Genomic DNA, 20,272 nt, shown 5'->3' with positions numbered 1-20,272 from the left:
CTGCCTCCCTCGTTTATACTGCGCTGCCCCATGGGCCGCTGAATTTTTGGCGTGATGCCCCTGCGCGCGATGGCTGTGACGATTCATCCATTGTGTCTTCACCGCCAAATAACGCCGCACGCGCGCCCGCTTTATCTACCATATAATCGCGCGCCAAGAATTCCGCCACAAATCCTTTTTTCGCATCCGGCCAAGACGCGTAATCTTGATAGAACCGTTCCTTGTGGCAGATGAACAATTGGCGAATGTCTTTTGGCGTTAATTCCGCTAACAACATGTTTACCAGGTCGCGGTCTGCATGATTTCGTGCGCGTAATGTATAGAAATAGGCCGGGTGTTCCGACGTGATCTTTGGCCATTTTCCAGCCCCATTCGCCCAACGCAAAAGATCCGCAAGGCCGTGGAATTCCTTCGGCAAATCGGCCCCATACCGCCGCGCCATGGCCCGCAGATCACGGCGGGTTGCACCAGTCAGGTCTTCGCCTGCATCCGCGGCCACATCCATCACGATGAAATCCATTTTCTGCTGCAAGATCGCCGCGGCATCGACACCGCGTGCCTTCACGATGGGTTCGACCAGATCGTTATATTCAAGAAACTTCGCGATCTGGTTTCTGTTATCAAAATCAAACACATGTTTGATCGGAAGCCTATTGCCAAGTGCCACTTTATCCTCGCGCGAGATCAGTGCCGGGTGGTCCATATTCTGGAACAGATAGATCCCACCAAAATGCGCCGTCCAGAAATTTTCCTGGCTGAAACTAGGGGTTTTCAGGTTGATCGGTTGGCGCGTCACATCGCCAGTTTTCTTGGCCAGCGTGATCATATCGGCGATCAAAACATCGTCGAGCCAGCCATCGTCCTCATGGCGAAACCGGGTGATCATGCCTTCCAGACGCCGGGCGTCAGACACATGGGCTTCGGTGGTGTCGGCCTCAATCGTGATCTGGCGGATGTCGAACAAGGCCTGCGCCCCGTCCACCGCATAGACCGAATTCAACAGCTCTCCCGCCACCGCATCGCGGGTGGTCAGCGCGAACAATTGGCTTTCGTTGCGTTCAATAAACTGCCGCAAAATCCCGCGAGATGTGGAAAATTTGGCATTCAACAAAGGCGCGGTTTTCTGATCGGTGGTCAGCAGAATAAACTGCCGATTACAGCCCCCGTGGTTCAGATACAGATGATCCCCCAGCTCATCCCCGATCTCGGGGGAGTAGCCGGAAATATCAATGTGAAAATCCGTGAGGTCTGTGGTCTTCCCCGTCAAACTGTCCAGCGCACGATTGTAACGCGCCACCAAAGCGGGCGAGGAAACCTCAATCAGATTGCCAAACATCAGGCCATGTTGGATGAGACGTTTCATTCTACGGTGTCCGCCCACAATTGAGTAGTCGACAAAAGCTCCTGCAACTCTTGTCCGATTTCAGGCAAGCGAAACATTTCCAAACGTTCTTGTTCTGCATCGGAGATATCAGCTTTCATTCGAGTAAGATCTTCCAACTTTTCAACCAAGTATAAGATTACAGCATGTGAATCAGGCAATCGAAAATCGATACTCGTATGTGTATACTCCCACAAACTCTCGCGTAGCCCAGGCAATCTCCTGCGAAGACCAATCAATGTTTCATCGACCGTTTGATCATGCATGTCCTTATGATATAAATTTAAGGCATGTATCTGACCATTCCCACCAGTTTCGTCATCGATTATATCATTTGAAAAGTACCAATGAAGCCCCTGGGAAGGTGTTTCAATTACGCTCTGAACAAAAGATGTAAGCTTTTGATTGAAGAGTCTGTCGGCACGCAATTCATCACGCTGTCTCTGCTCCCCCTGCAATATCGAAATCTGCTGATCTGCCACTTCCGCTTGTTTCTGCATAGCATTAGCCATTTTCTCATACTCACCACGTGCCTGACGTAACTCTTTGCGTTGCTCCCTCAACTCCTGGCTCTGTAGCAAAACAGTCATAATGATCCACAAGAAAGCGAGGCCACCAAAGATACCTGCAAGCGTGTCACCAATCTCATTTGGACTTGCAGACAAAAATTCCTGCCATTTGCTTTCGCAGGACACAACACCGCAGGTTTCGAGAATAGCCAACCAGCCGTAAATACCGATGAATGCAACAGATAAAATAATCCCCCAAAGGATGGGGTTATTCTTTCGCCAGAAGCGATCTGTTTGTTCCTCACTCATCCCGGATGCTCCGTGTCAGATCACCACTAAGGTTCGCGACCAAGACCGGTCCTTGCCCGGCACCGCCGGGCAGCGCCTGACCCTCCCGTTTTGCCGAAGGCAAACCTGCGGTTTGACGGGAGGGCGCTTCGCACCCACCCAGGGTCAGGCACTGCCCTTTGTGTTTAAGGCGCATTACGCTTGGCCTTTCAGATAGCGCCGCTTGGCTTCCTCGTTTCGGCCAAAGTCACGCACCATGTTTTCAATCGCCACCTCATCCGATTTATCGGCATAGCGGAATTCACTGTCGGCGTAGCGGTTGATCTCTTGCACAACCATATCCACCGTGATCGGTTGGCGCATGTCCGAGATCATCGCAAGCTTGGTGTTATAATCCTTGAACAGGAACAGATCGGGGTTTTCCATCCATTCATCCGGCAGCTCAAAGTCCATCGCACGCACTTTCACAGCATCCGTGATGTTCTTGATCGCACGACCCGTAAAGCGTTCATCCGCCTCCTGGATCGCCTTCAGATAGGTGCCCAATTTCGCGATGGTATCAAGCTTGCCGATCTGTGTTTCGGTCTGATCCCAAACGCGTAACAGGCCTTCTTCATGCGGTTTTCCGTGGCCCTCAAAGCTGGCGGAAACGGCTTTTTTGATCTCTTGCGCTGAAAATAATTCGTGATCACCCACAGGGATATCATGGTTCTTGCCCATCAGCAGCGACAGGATATCGATATAGTCATCGCGCGTCTGCGGCCCATCCACAAGGAAGCGCGCACCAGCCCGTTGACGCAGCGCATCATCGACATTTTCCGGATAATTCGAGAACATGCCAAAGGTGCAATTCCCGCGCACAACCGTATTGGCGCCCGCAAAGCTTTCCATCAGAACGGCGGTGATCTCAAGCTGACCTGCAGAAGATTGCCGATCCCCACGTTTGCCCGCAAGTTGGTCGATGTCATCGATTGTGCCGAAACCAATCACGTTGGGATCCAGCACATTGTTGATGAAAGCCTTGGCATTTTGGCCCGATTTACCCTGATAGCTGTCGATGTTATCGGTCGAAAGGTTTTGGTACCGGAAGGGATAGCCGGCGACCTGACAGTAATCATTGATCAAGCCCGCCATCATCTGGATCAGCGTGGTTTTACCCGTGCCCGGCTTGCCATCGCCCATGAAGGTAAAGATGAAACCACCCAGTTCCGCAAAAGGGTTCAGCTTGCGTTCAAAGTCATAGGCCATGACCATTTTTGCCAATTTCATCGACTGATATTTCGCGATGTGATTGCCGACGACCTCATTGGGTTTTTTGAAGCTCATGGTCAGCTTGCTGCCCTTGGCGGCGCGTGCGGGCGTGAAACCGGCAATGGTCAGATCATCTGCTTCGACCTTCCAGGATGCATTGTGGAACGCGGCGAGTTTACCAGCGTTTTGCGCACGCAGGCTGACCTTTTCCATGAGTTTTTCACAGAACGCCATGACGGTTGCGACCAGTTTTTCTTCTTCCGCAAGCGCCGACAATTCCTGGTCCAATTCCCAGAGCGCACCGTGCAAAGCCAGCTGGCCATTGTCTGTCAGAACTTCCTCAACCTCACCAATATCGGCGGTGGCCTCAGACGCATGGGGGGACAACAGGAAAGAAGTCGCATTGGCGAAAACCGATAGAGTGACAAGGGCCTCAGCCGTCAAAAGTTCGCTGAAGGCGGCCTTGCGATCGTCACCCAAAGCGCCTTGCAGGTTGTCACGTTTCATGGCGGCCAGTTCGGTCGCCTCGCCAAAGTTTTCAGCCACGGCCAAGGCAATCGCAACCGCGCGGCGCAGATCGTTCAGAACGGTCGCTTCCATCGGAGAGGTCAGCGGATCATCCCCGCCCAGCCCTTCAATCCGCGCAATCAATTGCACACCTTCGGGGCGCGCGGTGGATCGAGTTACAAGACCTGGCGTGGTGGACCGAAAACGTCTGCGCGTCGGAATGCCCGAAGACCCACCCGCAACAGGCGCTGCGTCACGCCCCTTGCCAATACGCGGCGTGTGATCGATCCCCGCCAGCATATTTCCGGCAGCATCGTAATGTTTGCGAATATCGTCTTCGCGGAGTTCCATTTGATCGGCTGAATGGCTCATAAATCTACCTCATAATTCGTATTAACTATTCAACGATACCGCAACACGCGGCCTTTTTCGCTGACGACAAATTTCTCAACGCTGTTGAACCCTGCGGGTTTCATATCATCCAGCACCTGGAACGGACGTTCGGGCATAATGATCGCGCGTTTGGTGTTTGTGGCGCCTGTATCCACGCCACGTCCAGAAAACGGATCAAGCTTGAACACTTCGCGTTCCACGGTGGAAAACCAGCCGGATTTCTCTTCCATCACCCGTTCGCTTTCCAAGTTTTCAACCGTCCACGCCAAGGCCCAATCATCCCCGACAGGTGCGCGGGCTTTTTCCAGAACTTCACGGATCGGACCGGTTTGGCGCGTGAAGGCCGATGAATACATCGGGCCGATGTGAATGCGGCGCAGGCGTTTGGGGTGCAGGTCGTCGAAATCTCGGTCAAATCCCTTGGCAATCGTCACCAATTTCAACCCATTCAGCGCCTGCGCCATCAGGTGATGTTGCACGCCAGGCCAGCGACGGCTGTCTTTTGGCAGGGCCGTGCGACCACTGTCCTCAACCGTCATCAAATAGATCACCGGCAGGTTGACCTGATTGTCCCAGGTCGCCCAATGCACCAGAAATTCACGGCGGTCATCACCGATATTGCCCTGCCAAAGTGCTTCGGGATCATTCGAGGCCCAAAAGAGTTCGCCCTTCAACAGTTCCTCGTAATATTGGCGTTGCGACAAAGCGAATTGCAATTTTGTCGGCACGGAAAGATCGCCAACAATCTGGCGGACCATCTCGTCTTTCAGGGTTTCTGTGGACGGCATATTGCGCAGATGGGTTTCAGCTTGGCTGGCATCCGTTGCCATACGCAGGATTTCGGCCAGCACCGGAAAGCCACTTTCCTGGCGGTCAATCGTCATCTCATCCGCGGTCATGCCACCAACACGCCCGGTCATGAGATATTTGGTCGAAAGCGCCTGGAATGTGTAAGACAGCCCGGTCAGATAGCGGGTCATCACGGCCATTTCCGCCTTGGAATACTCCCGTTCCTGCTGCATCACAGCCGCCACCCGTGTCAGATGGCGGGTGATCCGTTGGAACTTGGAAAAATACCGCCGCGCCAAACGTCCATCAGAGAGGTCCGTGTGATCGCGGGTGAGGTTAACTTCGGTCATCTAAATCTACACCGTTTCGATCAACATGGAGCCACCAGCGGGTAAACCAGCCAGTATATTTTCGGTCCAATTTATCTGATGAAAAGCCCGCCGCTTCCACCAGCCAATGTCCCCGCTTTGAATCCCAAGCGAACCAAGTCAAGGTCCGACCCAGGAATACGATACTCAGCAGACTTCGCATCCAGGCCAACCAATACCCTGAGTTCACCTCCATTTTGCCATTGAGTGAAAATGGAGGTGCATCAATTGCCCAAGCTACGAGCTTTGTCAGGGTGATAAATCCGGCAATAGCAATTTGCTGATGCCAGAACTTCATCAGGAGCCGCCGTAGAGGTTCTTATCGTGTTTTTCGACGATCTTCTCGAAGCGACGGGCGAAACGCTCGTCTGATTTCGCTTTGGCTTCCAGCACCTCACGCGCAAACACCATGTGGTCTTCATGAGCTTCCATCATGTCAGCCATACGCTGATTGGTGGCAGACCCGATGGCGGCCATGGCGGTTTGGGCTTTTTGGTCTGTTTCCACGCCAATTTCGTTGATCTGATGGGCAACATCTTGTTGTTGCGCAGTTTTCAAAGAACTTGTCAGGGCTTCATACAAAACAACACGTTGCTTTGTGTCTGTTTGCAGCTTGTTGATCAGAACCATCTGGGTTGCGGCTTGGTTTTGAAGTGAATCAACCCAAGTTTTGCCCTTTTCAATGTAGCGTTCCAAGGTCTGGGATTTCGCGATCTTGACCTGTTCCTCTTGAACCTTCGCGTTATATGTCTCGTTCAGCGCGGCAAGTTCAGTTTCCAATTTGGTACGTGCAGCGGCGTCTTGTTCAACGGCGATCTTATTCTCAAGTGCGATCATCTTCGGGTCCATACCCTGGATTTCGGCCTTAAGAGTTTCCAATTCGCCCACCGACATTTCGCGTTCGTCCAACGTGTCAGCAAGGTTGACAGAAACCTTTTCTTTCTGCTCATTCAGCACATTCAGCTGACCTTCCAGAAGCTTGACGATCACGTCAGATTTTGAAATCAGATCCTGCAATTTATCATCGACAGACGCGGTGCGCATCCGTTCTTGACGCAGGCTTTCGGATTTACCCTTTGAGAAAATACCAACGAAGGTTTCCCAGCCGGTTTTGGTCCGCATTTCATCGAACTCTTTCGAGAAGCCAGCGGTCACATCATCCAGCCCCATGATCAATTCCGCGATGTTGGAATTCATCAGGTCAGTATGGGCGTGCACGTCTGCAAGGGACGCGCTTTCGATGTCGATGTCACTTTCCCCGGCTTTCATTTTCGCACGGGCGGTTTCGATCCGGCTTGTGATCGCCTCAATCTGAGCTTGAGCTTCTGAAACCTGTTGCTGGCTTTGCTGAATCTGCGTGTTAAAATCTGCCATGGTACTCCCTAATTCGCTTACTATTCACATTCTATATAGGGGTAATAACGGATATTTGAAGGGATGTGCAGAGGGAAAACACCCTATTGGGCGCTATTTTCCACCTCTGCCAATATACGATCAAAGCCCAAGACAGGCCATTAGAAGCGCGCTATGTTCATCGGCCAACCCATCAATCACATTGAAATGATGTAGATCCGCGTCGATGTTCAAATCTCCCCCCCAGGCCTTTGCAAGCCAGGTTGCTTGATCGATGAATGCAGGGCGTTCGCCCCCTCCGACCCAACAGGCCACAGGTACAGTGCGCGGGGTGACTTCACGCAATGGGCTTTCCGCCCAAGCTGTTTCCGCATTCATCGCGAAATCGATATTCATTTCTGTGTCCACCAAGGGCCGCAAATCAGACAACGGCGAGATCGGCGTGACCTTGACAATACGATCGGCCACCTCAGGTGCAAGCGGCACGTCCTGGCACAACATACGGGCCACCAGATGACCCCCAGCAGAATGCCCAGCTAGGGCGATCGGCCCCTGTGTTATGCTTGCAATGTGGTGCAGCGCTTGGCGGATTTCCTCAGTGATATCGGCAATTTTCACTTCGGGACACAGCGTGTAAGACGGCATAGCAACGGCCCAGCCCCGCGCTTGTGCGCCCTTGGCCAAATGCGACCATGACTTATTGTCAAAGGCCTTCCAATATCCGCCATGCACAAAAATCAACGTGCCCAACGGCTTGCTTTCGGGCAAGAACAAATCGAATTTCTGACGCAGCGCATCCCCATAAACCAGATTTAGACGCGCACGCCCGGCGGTATTTTCATGCATGCGCCAGTCTTGGGCTTGCCCTTCCCAACGCGCCGGATAATCCGCGGCACCGTCAATATAGGCGCCATTGGCATAAGCATCATCATTGGACTGATTTTCCGACATCTCTGGACCTACTCTTTGCAAATTTGATCATATTATCTGGACAAGACTTAGGCTGCGTGCTTTGAAAGCGCAACTGTTCTGCATCGGAGAAATATCATGTCAGCGACGTACCTGAAATCCCTTTTGAAAGATCCGTCTCTTCTGGAAACCCGCGCCTATATCAACGGCAAATGGGTCGAAACCGGAGCAACATTCGATGTGATCAATCCAGCCCGCGGTGACGTGATTGCTTCTGTCCAGGACGTGAGCCGCACCCAAACCGAAGCCTGTATCGCAGACGCCGAAGTTGCGATGAAAGGCTGGACTGGCCTGACCGCGAAAGATCGCGCAAACACCCTGCGGCGCTGGTATGACCTTATGCTAGAAAACGCCGACGATCTCGCCGCGATCCTCACCGCTGAGATGGGCAAACCTCTGGCCGAAGCCAAAGGCGAAATCATGTATGGCGCAAGCTTTATCGAATGGTTCGCCGAGGAAGCCAAACGCGTTTACGGCGAAACCATCCCCGGTCACCAACCCGACAAACGCATCATGGTTCTAAAGCAGCCCATTGGTGTTGTCGGGTCAATCACCCCTTGGAATTTCCCCAACGCAATGATCACCCGAAAAGCGGCCCCTGCCCTTGCGGCTGGCTGTAGCTTTGTTGCGCGTCCCGCCACTGAAACCCCATTGTCTGCTCTGGCTATGGCTGTACTGGCAGATCGCGCGGGCATCCCAGCGGGCGTGTTCAACGTGATCCCGGCGACAGATGCTGCTGGCATTGGTCAAGAGTTCTGCGAGAACTTCGCTGTGCGTAAACTAACCTTCACGGGTTCCACAAATGTGGGCCGGATCTTGATGCGTCAAGCGGCAGATCAAGTGATGAAGTGCTCAATGGAACTTGGTGGCAATGCACCATTTATCGTCTTTGATGACGCCGATCTGGACGCTGCTGTCGAAGGGGCCATGATCTGTAAGTTCCGCAACAATGGCCAAACCTGCGTCTGTGCCAACCGCATTTATGTGCAATCCGGTGTCTATGACGCATTCGCCGAAAAGCTAGCCGCAGCTGTCGCGAAATTGAACGTGGGCGACGGCCTAGAAGATGGTATCACCACCGGCCCGCTGATCACCCCAGCCGCAGTTTCGAAAGTGGAAGAGCACCTTGCAGACGCCACATCCAAAGGTGCAAAGCTGATTGCAGGTGGTAAAACCCACGCCCTGGGCGGCACGTTTTATGAACCGACAATTGTCACCGGCGTCACGCAAGATATGCAGGTCGCGACAGATGAGACCTTCGGCCCGCTCGCGCCGCTGTTCAAGTTCGACGATGTGGATGATGTGATCGCAATGGCCAATGACACGATCTATGGCCTTGCATCATACTTCTACGCCAAGGACCTCTCGCGCGTCTATAAAGTCGCCGAAGCCTTAGAATACGGCATGGTTGGCGTGAACACAGGCATCATCTCGACCGAAGTCGCCCCCTTTGGAGGCGTCAAACAATCGGGCCTAGGACGCGAAGGTTCGCATCACGGATTAGATGAATATCTCGAAATGAAATACATCTGCATGTCTGTGTAATTAAACCTAAAAATAAGGGATTTTTGAGCTTTCAAGAACCCCTTATTGGGACAATTTCGCCTCACTATTGGGACAGAAAATCACGCGGAACACCCCCACCAATCCCTGACTTGATTATAGGACAAACCCTGCATCGGCCAATTTCGCCGCTGCAGGGTTTCTTTTTCTTGCTTTGCTGATGTAGGAACACCTGCTCGCATCAAAACATTAAAAACGTCTAGACAATGAAAACCCAAACCTTTGGACATCATCCCCTGGGTCGCTGTTCACTGGCACCGCGTAGAATAGGTTAATCGGCACATCACCGACTTCGACACCGAAAGAGACACCAACGGAGCTTTTTAAATTCGCATCATCATCGATGGTTGCAGGCGCATCACTAAGCCCCCAAACGCTGCCAGCCTCGGCAAAAAGGCCACCACGCAATTCGATGTTCTCAAAGGACATCAAGCGCATATCGCCTTCTACTCGCATCACGGCATATGAATTCCCGCCAAGGGCATGCCCATTTTCACGCGGGCCGATACTGCGTTCCGCAAATCCGCGCAGGCTTTCACCGCCCAATTGAAAGCGATCGGCGATAGATGTGCGCCCGCCCCCCAGAGCCGCAACATGCCCACCTGAAACGCTGGCACCAAACGCAAACCGTTCGCCTTGTGTTGCGGCGCGGACAGCAGCAGAGGCTTCAGTTTTCGAAGCATTTCCACCGCCTGAATTGGCATAAAACACTTGTGATGCAGAAAACTGCAAGCTTGCGCTTTCAAGATTTCCGAGTGCAAATTCTCTGCGTTGTTGGTAGTCAGCCCCCAAGAATAAACGAGAAAACGTGTTTTCCTCGCCCTGCATATAGGCTCCGGCGGTTGGCGCTACATCATCAACTTCCAACCTTTGAACGCCTGCCCGCAAGCGCGTCAGAGCATTTTCCCCATGCGCGAACTCTAGGTATGACCCCAACTCAAATTGGCTGACATCATAGGCACTATCGGGGTAATTCTGCCCCGAATACTCGAGGTTGAAGCCACCGGGTATACCGCTCCCAAACATGTCTTCATCTTGCAAGAATGCCCCGAGATATTGGTCGTATTTTGACAGCTCAACAGACAAACTTCCAGTCAGTTCCTCACTGAATAGATTTTGCTTTTCAACAAAAAGATTTGCACTTAGCCCGCGATCAGAATCCACCGATGCGCTAACGTCCAAAAGCCCACTATATTGGGGTGCCTCAAGGACATTAACAACAAGAACATCGCCCTCGGCGTCAAAATTAACGGTTTCAAAACGCCCTGATTGCCCGAGACAATCCAGCGCCATACGCAGATCATTTGCCTGATAGCGTGCCGTTGGAGAAAGCTGACATAAAGCCAGGATTTCTGCATCACTGCTTTGGGTATTCCCGCGCACATCAATGCGCGAAAACCGTACACCTTCAGCTGCCTGTGCTCCCCCTGCAATCGCTTGCAACGTGAGCACCATTCCAAGCGCAAAGCGCCTTGGAGAATGGTTTACTTGTTTCATTGTACTCAATCTGCCTCATGTGTGTTGCTCTGCCATTCTTAAGTTACGATGACAGTTGCATTCAGCGGCACGCGATCAAACAGGTCGATGATGTCTTCATTCAACATTCTAATACAACCTGAAGAGGCGCGTGTGCCAATTGTCCATGGCTCTGAAGTGCCATGTATTCTGTATAGTGTATCTTCACCATTTTGGAATAGATATATAGCTCTTGCCCCTAAAGGGTTATGTTCCCCAGGTGATACATAGGCGGGCAAGGTTGGTTCAAGGGCGCGCATCCGTGGTGTTGGATGCCAGGCAGGCCATCTGCGTTTCAAGGCAGCAGTCGCTGTTCCCGACCATGCGACGCCACGACGGCCAACGCCAACGCCATATCGACGTGCAAGGCCATTTCCGACCTGCAAATAGATATAGTTATCTGCAGTTTTCACAATCAAAGTACCCGTCTTATGGCGAAAGGGGGATCGTACCACTTGCGGAAGAAACCGGTCATCAAACTTATTGCGTCGCACACGTAAAACGCGAAACTCTTCGTCCTCATAATTTCTTGCTACAGAGAAATTGTAAGGCACACGCTGTTCAACCCCAGGTGTTTCTGAACTACAACCCGAAAGAAGGGAAGTTCCCAGTAAACTTGAGCCGATGCCCATAAGGCAGCCACGACGAGAAAGGTTTTTAATTTGCATCGTCACGGATCAACGCCTCCAAAGCTTCCTCTAGACCGTCAACCGGTAGGTTCAACTCGGCAATGGGACCTACATTCACCATCCCAAAGCGCACTTGGATGCCAACGCCAGAACTCAGCGTTCCAACATGTGATGGGTTCAACATCAGGTCAGCAATACATCCAGACACAACGCAAGTGCTGTATTGGGCGTTCCAAACGATTGGCAGCTCACTCAAGCGTTCCACCACCAGCTCAGGAACAACCCGTAAATTCACACCTGGCGGTGTGACAAGCGTTGCTTTGATCCCAGATTGATCGAAGCCATTTGGCGGCTCTGATGTGTCGTCTTCCCAAGTGAAAGCGACGCTCAGAATGCGCTTACCGGTGCTATCATTTAGGTGATGTACCACTTCACAGTTTTTAGTCACAGCGGGCAGGTTTACAGCAGTGACGAACTGGCATTGATAATTCCACTGCTTATACACCTCGATAATGCTATCGGGAGCCGCCACTGCGTAGTTGACCGGCGATAACGCCGCGAGAACAATCGCCGAAACGCCTGTTATCATTTTAAATTTCGATATTTGCGCCATTTTGTCCCCAAATCTCATATTTTTAGCTTGCGACGGTTCGCTATTGGCACGCAATCAGATGCGTCACCCCATCCCGATGAGTGGGATCGCCGCCCCCAAAGGTCATAAACCCCGGGACACGACCCCAACGAAAAGGATCCCGTATGCAATCGCGAAACACCACATAACGGACAATGGTATTTGTGGAACATGCACGCCGTAAAACTTAAGCAGCGCAACCACTGCAAAAGCGAGCGATAGTAAGAACAGGACGGCAGATGGGGCAGATAAACTCATTGGATATCTCCGGTATAGAATAGGTCGATTTCCCGTGGAAAATCAAATACTTCATCATTTCGAAAGTGGCCAACAATACGTTCTAACTGTGTCACTGAATTGCTAAAGTTACGCACAGGCCAAATCGTCCAGACCCCCACCTCAGACCGCTCAGTTCTAAAAGAAATACAAGCAGCATTACCCACGATATGCGCCCCGGAACATGAGATTGGCGTTCCGATTACCGGCGCCTTTTCCCGACTTGGTACTGCCCAAGAAGAAAGGCGACGGGCGGCCTCCTGCACTGAATTGCAGTGTTCGTAGATTTCCGGAACAGTGTTGGCAACAATGCGTGCTAACTTGCAAGCTTCGCCACGTGCATATGCTTCTTTTGATGTACTTTCGATCACACGCATGCGCCCCGCAGGGTCTGGCAGCGCCACTTCTGAATGTAAGTATTCGCGCTCGCGCAGGTCCGCCATAACTGGCCGAAAAGATTCGGCCGCATGCATACCAAAACCTGAGACTCCAACTTGGTCTGCGAACCGACAGGATAAAACATAGGCTTGATCACCAGATCGCTTACTGACCCAACCAAAGTCAATAAGTGCCTGCATCGCCCGATGTGATGAGCTGCGCGGGATCTGAAGTTCATCTGTGACCTGCGTTAACGTAGCCGCCCCGCGTGACACGACCGATTGCAATGCTGCGAGGACTCGCTCTTGCGAGGACACTCCTGGCTGCATTTGATCATTTCGCTGTATTTTTCCCAACCGACAATCCCCGTCGTTATGTCCCAACCTAGACCATTGATAGCAATTATCTAAAAATCATTATTGCGCGACACTGCAGAAAAAATTGACGCTGAGTGCAAAAAGAGTGCATTTTGACGGGGGCCGGCCAAATGCGTTCGGGTGTTGGTATATCAGCTTGTATGATCAGGGTCTGATGGGATGTGTTATGTTTAGGGAACCGCTGCTAATAAACGCGGCCCTTGAACCACCCCAATCAGTAAGCGGGCCAATCTATGCGTGGAATGCAATGGTGGCCAACTTAATAATTGCGCGTTCCACAACGTCGCTGTCACCCTGAGAAAATGCATGCCCATTGTTGAAGGTCGATAAAACCGTTTGAAACAACAGGGCACCCATCCCCTTCTCGAAATCGATCTTGCGCACCATCGGTACGCCGGGCTTACCCCTTGAGAAAAAAGAAGCCCTAGGAATACTCAAGGAGAAGCTCTTGACCTTGCCCTTGGTGCAAAAGGTGAACTCTTTTTCGCTGTCCCAAATATAGGCGTCGCTTGGCAACAGGATATCTCTGTTGTCGTCATAAGCCACGTTCTCGCGGCCACCCACCATAAATTGAATACAATAAAGCGCATCGGCTGATTGGTAAATATCCGTCTTATTTCGGTACCCTGAACATGCAGAAAACTTGCAATGGGTTATTGCAAGTTTTCCGATTTTTTGCGCAGCATAATTGATAGAAAACGGATCTTCACCCTGTGAATTCAAATGCCAAGGCACCGATGAATTTGAAAGCTGGTCACGCCAAGCTTCATAGGCGTGCGAGGCTGATAACCCATGACTGGTCCAATGATACATTCCATAAAAATCCGTTTAGCTCGTAAAACATCGTATTGCTAAGCTAAACGGATTTTTAAATCAATCCCACTTGCGGCGGTACCCGATTGTACCTGAGATCCGACGACTGCGGCCAAGATTACGCAGGCCTGTTGAGACACCGACCTCCCCGTAAACTGAATTCCGATCGTCGTTCCAGTTATAAGTCGCACCCAGTGTGACTTCAACAGTGGCGCTTTCTTCTTCGTTGTAAAGCGGCGTGCCTGAAACATTCACACGTGTACGTCCGGCAAGTTCTTTATGCAGATTGAGGCCTGCTTCAACTTCAAGACGACGGACGGTGCCATTATCAGCGATCCAATTGCGTTCACGTCCAAGGTTAACCCCAACACGCAGTTTCAGCGATTCAGCGTTATCTGGTTCTACGACTGTGCCGACCGTGTCAACAAAACTACGGAAACGCGCTTGGGTATAAGTCAGCTGCGCTTGGGGCACTACACGCCAGCCATCACCGAATTCATATTTACGACCAACCTCAACAGAGGCAGACGCAACAACAGCGCGGGCATTATCGTAGCTGCCGGAAGTGGAAGAAAAATCGGTACTAACCGCCATGAGGCGGGCCTGGATGTCAGTATAGAATCCGTTTGGCTTATAGTAAGTCAAGGTGGCGCCAATGCCCAAACCAGTCGCTTTCATCGACGCATCGCCACTTGGATCATTCCCCGTGACACCAGCTGTGCTGATCTGTGCGTTCAAGCCACCAATCCATTTGTTGCCCTCATCACTTTCACGCAACAAGCGGTCAATACCGGCCTGAATTTCGACAGTTTCAATGTTGTAGTTGACCAAGCCAGTGGTTGAGAGCGTGGGTGCAATACGGGCGTGGCTGCCAACGATCCGCACCCAGGCACTGTTTTCTTCGATCAGTTTCTCTTCACCATAATAAGAGGCCTGTTCTTCCGTGATCGTACAGCGGTAGTTTTGCTCGGGATCCTTACAGAAGATTTCTGGTGGCAGTTCAGGTTGCAGCCCATCCCAGTGGCGATTGCCTACGCGTTGGTGCAAGGTTGGCATCGTAAACATCACAGCGCGTGGGTATACTTCATACGGCTCTGATATATTTGAGAACCGATTGGCCAGAACATAATCCCAAGATCCGCTGGCTGAAGTGAGAGGGTCAAAGGCCACAAGATCATAGGTGAATGCGCCAATGGTCGTGCCAGAAAGCGTGCCAAGCGTAAACAAATTGGCGGTTGAAGTCCCACCTTGAACCTGGGCAAAAAGAATACCCTCGTTGTTGTCGACAACGCCGTTGCTGTTCAGATCTGTTAAAGCGCCAGGGCCGCCGATATTGTTGAAATCCACGACAGTAGATCCAGATCCATTTCCTGCAACAATCAGATGATCACTGATGCCAATATCAGTTGAAAGGTTATTGTCAGTGAGACCATCTTGAAGGAACACATCCATTAACAAGGTTGATCCAGAACCACCGGTGTAATCCCCTGTGACATTAAGCGTTGTCCCTAGTGCCGCATCAGGCCTTAGGTCCACGGTCCCTCTGTTGGTGAGATCGCCGTCGACTGTGAAATCCCCGTCAAAACGTGCGAACGATCCACTTTGTACAACCAAACCAGCATTTTCATTGTGGAACCCAGTTCCTGCACCAGAACCAGTCACAAGATCTGCGCCGTGAAACGTGATATCAGCATTGTTCGCCAGGTTAACTGTTTCCCAATTGGTTAAATCAGAACCTTGAAATCTGCGGGTTTGCAAATTACCCACAAGGTGTAGGATATCTTCTTCACCGTCATTGAAAGCCGCGTTGCCCCCACCATCAATCAAAGTGACACCCGTAATATCCGCGCCACTCGTGATGGTCAGGGCATCATTGCCCCCGCTCATTTCAATATCGCCAGTGACGACACTGCTATCGCGCAATTCACCAACATCGTCGCCGTCACCAGCATCAATCCCGCCGGTCAAGCTGGCCAAGCCGGTGTGCACAGTGGTGGAACTGGATCCAATGCTGAAAATATCGTCGCCCGTACCCGTACGTAAACCGCCCGTGACAACACTGCCATTGGCCAATCGGACAGTGTCATCACCATCTTCCGTATCAATTCCGCCCGCAAGTGACGCAACCGCAGACGTAGCCACGGCAGTAGCTCCAGTGCCGACAAAAACGTTATCGTTGCCGTCGCCGGTATTCAAACCGCCTGTGACACGGCTATTTTGTTCTATGCGTACAATATCATCGCCATCTTCCGTTGCGATGCCTTGCGAAATATCAGCAAACATCGAAGGGTCCACACTGCGAACATAAACCTGATCGTTGCCAGCGCCTGTATTTATACCGTCACCATTTGCGGGCCCTGAGACGTCGCTACCGTCTAGTATATTTACAATATCATCACCCAAGCCTGTAATGATGCCATCTTCAACGGTCGCAACCGCGAGCGGGTCGAAACTTTTAACATTTACAGTGTCGTTGCCTTCCCCGGTATCAACACCAGGTACACCCGAACCACCTGTGGTCAAGCTGTGTTCAAGTAGGTTTACAACGTCCACGCCGCCAAAGGTTGCGATCCCCTGTCGTACCTCACCGTAACTGGTAACAGTCGCGTCACCCTCTTCATCCCAAATCCCATGCGCACCGGTTGAACCATCAATCAATGCGCCCTGCGCGATGTCTATGGTGCCTGTATTGCCTGTTTGGCTTTTGATTCTAATGCCGGCCGATCCAGCCCCGGCACCACCATATACCTCCACACCAGTGCCAACAGTAACCGCAAAGGTAGATCCCGCGCCGCTGGCATTTTGAGTGGACAAAATGCCAGACGAATCAAAGCCAAAGGCCGTCAGGACCGTGTCCTCACCCTGGACAGTCACGATTGTTGCCCCGCGGGAACGAGTTGCCACTGCCGAAGATCCGTCGGCATTGGATGTGACGACAGCACCGTGTGCTGTCCCACCTCCATCCACATATTCCATCACATGGACTTCGCCATTCCCCGCCCCCTGACTATAGCCAGCGACACCCGCAGAATTATAACCCAACAAAGGATCAAGGCGACTACCGGTGGTGACAGAGCCCCCGATCATTGTTGCAACGGCATTACTGTTATTCGCATTATTCCTTTGCGTCGATGCTACAATCCCATTGGAATTGAGGCCGGTCGTGGTAATATGCGTATTGGTCACTGTCGCAGCTGATCCACCATTCGCCCAATTTACCGCGGCAACCCCATTTGAAGTCGCCGTAGGCCCAAGATTAACAGTGCTGTGATTTACAATAGCCGTTGCGGTGCCAGTACTGCCCGTGTTTTGAGGTATGTTAGGAAAGAAAGCATTCCCGATAACCGCCGCAATGCCAATTGGCGAACTATACTTAGAGTCAACGCCAGGCAGGCCATTTACTTGTGACCCAAGGACATTCACCACCGTGTTGTTCGCGGTAATCGTCGCATCGCCTAGACCCAAGTTATGCGCGAGGGCACCACCAGCTGCAAAGCCATTAATCCCAGCCTGTGTCGTGATGGAACCACCGTTTAGCACAGCAGTCGCATCACCTGTACTGTTTACGTTTCGGATAAGACTATTTAGGGCCGTACTGGCCACGCCGGTAGATGTGTAGGTCACATTATTAAAGGCAACATGTGCATTGCCAGTGGCACTTCGGTTCTCAACAAGTGCGCCAACACTGTTTGCCGCACCATTAAGCGAAATTCTGCTATTGCTTAGGCTGATCGCACCATCGGCATTTGAGGTATCTGTAATGATAATACCTAAACCATATCCATTTGAATTTCCTGGGGAAAGTCCATTTATCCTGCGAATCGTTGTTATGATTGCGCCATCTACATTGATTGCAGCGTTACCGGTTGGGCCCGTATGAATCAACGCTATGCCTTTGGTCGCCCCGGATACAGAGAGGCCGTTTAGGGCATTAATTGTAACATTGCCATCCCCATTCCTTATCTTCACACCTGCATCGGTAAAAGCAGTGGGAGTAAACGCGGTTGCTGAATTGAAATCAAGTGTTAGATCATCAGCACTTAAGTAGCTGACCATCGAGTCCTGACCCCCGGGTAGAGTGGTGAATGTCCCCCCCGGACAAGTCAAGGTTGTTGCCCCTGGCGTGTCTAAACCACATTCGTTGGTTGCCCAGGCCGGGGCATTTAGAAGCAAGGATAAGATCGACGTTGAAAGGGCGTATTTCGCCAGGCGACGCAGGCCGGATAGTCTAACACCAATCGCATTCATATGCAGATTGTTGATATTCACACCTGTCGTCGCAAACATAAAAGTCATCATCTCACCCCTGCGGTATTTAGGAACCAATTTTTACTGGTAACCACCGCAAGGCGAGTCGCGCACCCCTCCGGTTCACGCATTCCACCTGGCGGGACATGCAAATTGAACGACCACATCCCGACCAACGGGACGCAGGAATGACGGTTGCAAATTGAGTTGCCTTTTGGCGCCTTACATTGTGACTAGGGCCACGTCCGTTTATTTCAGTGAATACGATGACCTAAGGGATATCCCATCCCTCTTTGTCGTGTTGCATTGGAGGGCGTATTTCTCCTGGCCGCTGTCCCACCTACCCGCCGGTCAGGAGATCTCCTCAAGCGGTACCATCCAAACGCCATTCGCTGAGTGGGATGAGCGAAAACCAGCATACCAATCCGACATCATCATCCTTATTTTTGGTCTATCGCCAACTCGGCGCACACCTAGGAGAGAATATGAAACTACTTTTGACAGCAGTCGCATTTTTGGCGACAACCGGTGCAGCATTGGCCTGCCCAGACGCCAGCGCATGGGGTCAGAAAGTCACCGTATCCGGTCAAGATCTATTTACACCGCGCAACTATAGTGTCGTTGCTGGCGGTCAATATGACCTCTCAACCTGTGGCATCCGGCCTTCAAACTGGTCTGGAGCAATGACTGGTAACGTAATCGGTAAGCCTGACTTCTCATTCACCATGAACCAGCTTTCTGGTTATGAACTGGAATTCCGTGTTGTCAGTGATTGTGATTCCGTTTTGCTTGTAAACTCTGCAACGGGCACGTGGCTGTTTGACGACGATGGCAACGGCAATGCTGACCCAAAAATCCGTATGTCCGGTGCCCAAACCGAAGGCGTATACGATGTTTGGATCGGCACATATAACGGCAGCCAGTGCAACGCTACGCTGACAGTCGAATCATTCTAAACCATTGGGTGGCCTCTCATACAGGCCACCCAATCACCGATCGTGTTCTTTGGTTGGGACGCCAAATATTTCAAATTTCAATTGCGTCTTAGTGTGCAAATTAAAAGGACAGCATATGGCAACACAATCCTGCCATTTTTGCAGAATAGAAGTCGCAGAGACCTTTTGCGACTGCCCCATTTGCGACCATCAACTTGCGCCGCCTCATAGGTCAATTGTCACGATATCGGCCAGATGGGTGCGGGTTTTTCTTCTGATTGCAACCCTCATCACATGTGGCGTAACCCTTCTCCACACCATCCACGCCAACATCTCTTTTATGTGAATTGACGTATAGTAACTGATTGAAATAGTATTTTTTCAGCGGTTACCACAAAAACGCCACAATAGCCCTGTCATTTGCATACAAACGAACACCTTTAAGTACCGCCGGCTCCCACAACGAGCAAGCGTAATGGAAACTTGATGCTTTTTAAATGGACTACCAAAGACTACCCAGAAGACCTACAGTTTGAAGCGTGGAAAACACTCATTTCCAGCACAGCCTACGAGCTTTCATTCGATAAACCCGAATCACCTAGATTTCATTCAGAACATTCTGCGTTTAAGTTAAACGGACTGGCATTGCGGCGTGGGGTCGTCGATGCTTTCGCCTGTGAGCGCACAACTCGAGAAATTCGAAGATCCGAGGAACCATTCTACGCCCTACAAGGAACAACAGTTGGGCGTCAGCTCGTCGATTATCCAGAGTTCAACGCCATACTAGAACCGGGAAATGGGTACCTATGGGATAGCGAACATTGAACCGCCCCGGTTTTACCGGAGAGTTGTTGGTTCAAATATTAAGCTGCTTTTTCAGCGGCATTCAAGGCTTCATAGAAGTTCTCCTCTGCTTCATGGGGGGTGATGTAATCGATTTTGCTGTGTAGGCGTTTTTTGTTGTACCAGTTCACCCATTTCAGGGTTTCCCATTCGATCTGTCCAACAGATTTCCAAGGCCCCATAAAATCGATGACCTCGGTTTTGAACAGACCGATTGTGCTTTCCGCTAGAGCGTTGTCATAGCTGTCACCAACGC

The 20,272-nt window shown here is 51.4% G+C and carries 16 protein-coding genes; 2 read left to right on the top strand and 14 right to left on the bottom strand.

Annotation, left to right across the window (positions count from 1 at the left end; genetic code table 11):
- Positions 1-13: 13 nt before the first annotated feature.
- The 7 genes from RJ38_RS05050 to RJ38_RS05015 all read right to left on the bottom strand — a co-directional run bounded on the left by RJ38_RS05050 (position 14) and on the right by RJ38_RS05015 (position 7,790).
- Positions 14-1,363: a DUF6638 family protein gene (locus tag RJ38_RS05050; RefSeq protein WP_039017816.1), complete on the bottom strand. Its 1,350-nt coding sequence runs from the start codon at positions 1,361-1,363 to the stop codon at positions 14-16.
- Positions 1,360-2,199: a hypothetical protein gene (locus tag RJ38_RS05045; RefSeq protein ID WP_039017815.1), complete on the bottom strand. Its 840-nt coding sequence runs from the start codon at positions 2,197-2,199 to the stop codon at positions 1,360-1,362. The genes RJ38_RS05050 and RJ38_RS05045 overlap by 4 nt, the downstream gene beginning before the upstream one ends.
- A 174-nt stretch (positions 2,200-2,373) precedes the next feature.
- On the bottom strand, positions 2,374-4,308 hold the full coding sequence (locus RJ38_RS05035; protein WP_039017813.1) for an ATP-binding protein: 1,935 nt from the start codon (positions 4,306-4,308) through the stop codon (positions 2,374-2,376).
- Positions 4,309-4,337: 29 nt separating this feature from the next.
- Positions 4,338-5,468 (bottom strand): hypothetical protein, encoded by a 1,131-nt coding sequence (locus RJ38_RS05030; RefSeq protein WP_039017812.1) that lies wholly within the window; start codon positions 5,466-5,468, stop codon positions 4,338-4,340.
- The gene (locus RJ38_RS05025) at positions 5,455-5,784 is read right to left on the bottom strand and encodes a hypothetical protein (protein WP_039017811.1); all 330 of its coding nucleotides are present in this window, start codon (positions 5,782-5,784) and stop codon (positions 5,455-5,457) included. Before RJ38_RS05025 ends, RJ38_RS05030 begins: the two co-directional genes overlap by 14 nt.
- A complete protein-coding gene (locus tag RJ38_RS05020) occupies positions 5,784-6,860 on the bottom strand; it encodes a hypothetical protein (RefSeq protein ID WP_039017810.1) in 1,077 nt (358 codons plus the stop codon). Before RJ38_RS05020 ends, RJ38_RS05025 begins: the two co-directional genes overlap by 1 nt.
- Positions 6,861-6,980: 120 nt before the next feature.
- The gene (locus RJ38_RS05015; protein WP_039017809.1) at positions 6,981-7,790 is read right to left on the bottom strand and encodes an alpha/beta hydrolase; all 810 of its coding nucleotides are present in this window, start codon (positions 7,788-7,790) and stop codon (positions 6,981-6,983) included.
- Positions 7,791-7,886: 96 nt separating this feature from the next.
- Between RJ38_RS05015 and RJ38_RS05010 the strand changes: the two genes are divergently transcribed.
- Complete coding sequence (locus tag RJ38_RS05010; protein ID WP_039017808.1) at positions 7,887-9,353, top strand: NAD-dependent succinate-semialdehyde dehydrogenase; 1,467 nt, start codon at positions 7,887-7,889, stop codon at positions 9,351-9,353.
- Between the two features lie 207 nt (positions 9,354-9,560).
- Here RJ38_RS05010 and RJ38_RS05005 read toward each other — a convergent pair whose 3' ends face one another.
- From RJ38_RS05005 to RJ38_RS04980, 6 genes are all read right to left on the bottom strand, one after another.
- A complete protein-coding gene (locus tag RJ38_RS05005; RefSeq protein ID WP_039017807.1) occupies positions 9,561-10,868 on the bottom strand; it encodes a BamA/TamA family outer membrane protein in 1,308 nt (435 codons plus the stop codon).
- A gap of 38 nt (positions 10,869-10,906) precedes the next feature.
- Positions 10,907-11,554, bottom strand: coding sequence for a L,D-transpeptidase (locus RJ38_RS05000; RefSeq protein WP_039017806.1), 648 nt, complete (start codon positions 11,552-11,554; stop codon positions 10,907-10,909).
- On the bottom strand, positions 11,544-12,104 hold the full coding sequence (locus RJ38_RS04995; RefSeq protein WP_162183551.1) for an invasion associated locus B family protein: 561 nt from the start codon (positions 12,102-12,104) through the stop codon (positions 11,544-11,546). The genes RJ38_RS05000 and RJ38_RS04995 overlap by 11 nt, the downstream gene beginning before the upstream one ends.
- Before the next feature lie 296 nt (positions 12,105-12,400).
- Positions 12,401-13,117 (bottom strand): helix-turn-helix domain-containing protein, encoded by a 717-nt coding sequence (locus RJ38_RS04990; protein WP_156121760.1) that lies wholly within the window; start codon positions 13,115-13,117, stop codon positions 12,401-12,403.
- 291 nt (positions 13,118-13,408) lie between these two features.
- Positions 13,409-13,990 carry an AraC-like ligand-binding domain-containing protein gene (locus tag RJ38_RS04985; protein WP_039017803.1) on the bottom strand — a complete coding sequence of 194 codons (582 nt, stop codon included), beginning with the start codon at positions 13,988-13,990 and terminating at the stop codon, positions 13,409-13,411.
- Positions 13,991-14,050: 60 nt separating this feature from the next.
- Positions 14,051-18,286, bottom strand: coding sequence for an autotransporter outer membrane beta-barrel domain-containing protein (locus RJ38_RS04980; protein WP_039017802.1), 4,236 nt, complete (start codon positions 18,284-18,286; stop codon positions 14,051-14,053).
- A 437-nt stretch (positions 18,287-18,723) separates the two neighbouring features.
- Between RJ38_RS04980 and RJ38_RS04975 the strand changes: the two genes are divergently transcribed.
- Positions 18,724-19,194 carry a hypothetical protein gene (locus tag RJ38_RS04975; RefSeq protein ID WP_039017801.1) on the top strand — a complete coding sequence of 157 codons (471 nt, stop codon included), beginning with the start codon at positions 18,724-18,726 and terminating at the stop codon, positions 19,192-19,194.
- 842 nt (positions 19,195-20,036) lie between these two features.
- Here the strand turns inward: RJ38_RS04975 and RJ38_RS04965 are convergent.
- Positions 20,037-20,272, bottom strand: a 236-nt coding sequence (locus RJ38_RS04965; RefSeq protein ID WP_039017799.1) for an integrase core domain-containing protein, incomplete at its 5' end; no start/stop codon positions are given.

This window comes from Halocynthiibacter namhaensis, assembly GCF_000812685.1.
GTDB lineage: Bacteria > Pseudomonadota > Alphaproteobacteria > Rhodobacterales > Rhodobacteraceae > Halocynthiibacter > Halocynthiibacter namhaensis.
The sequence above is the reverse complement of the archived record's forward strand: the minus strand, read 5'-3'. Positions and strand labels throughout refer to the sequence as shown.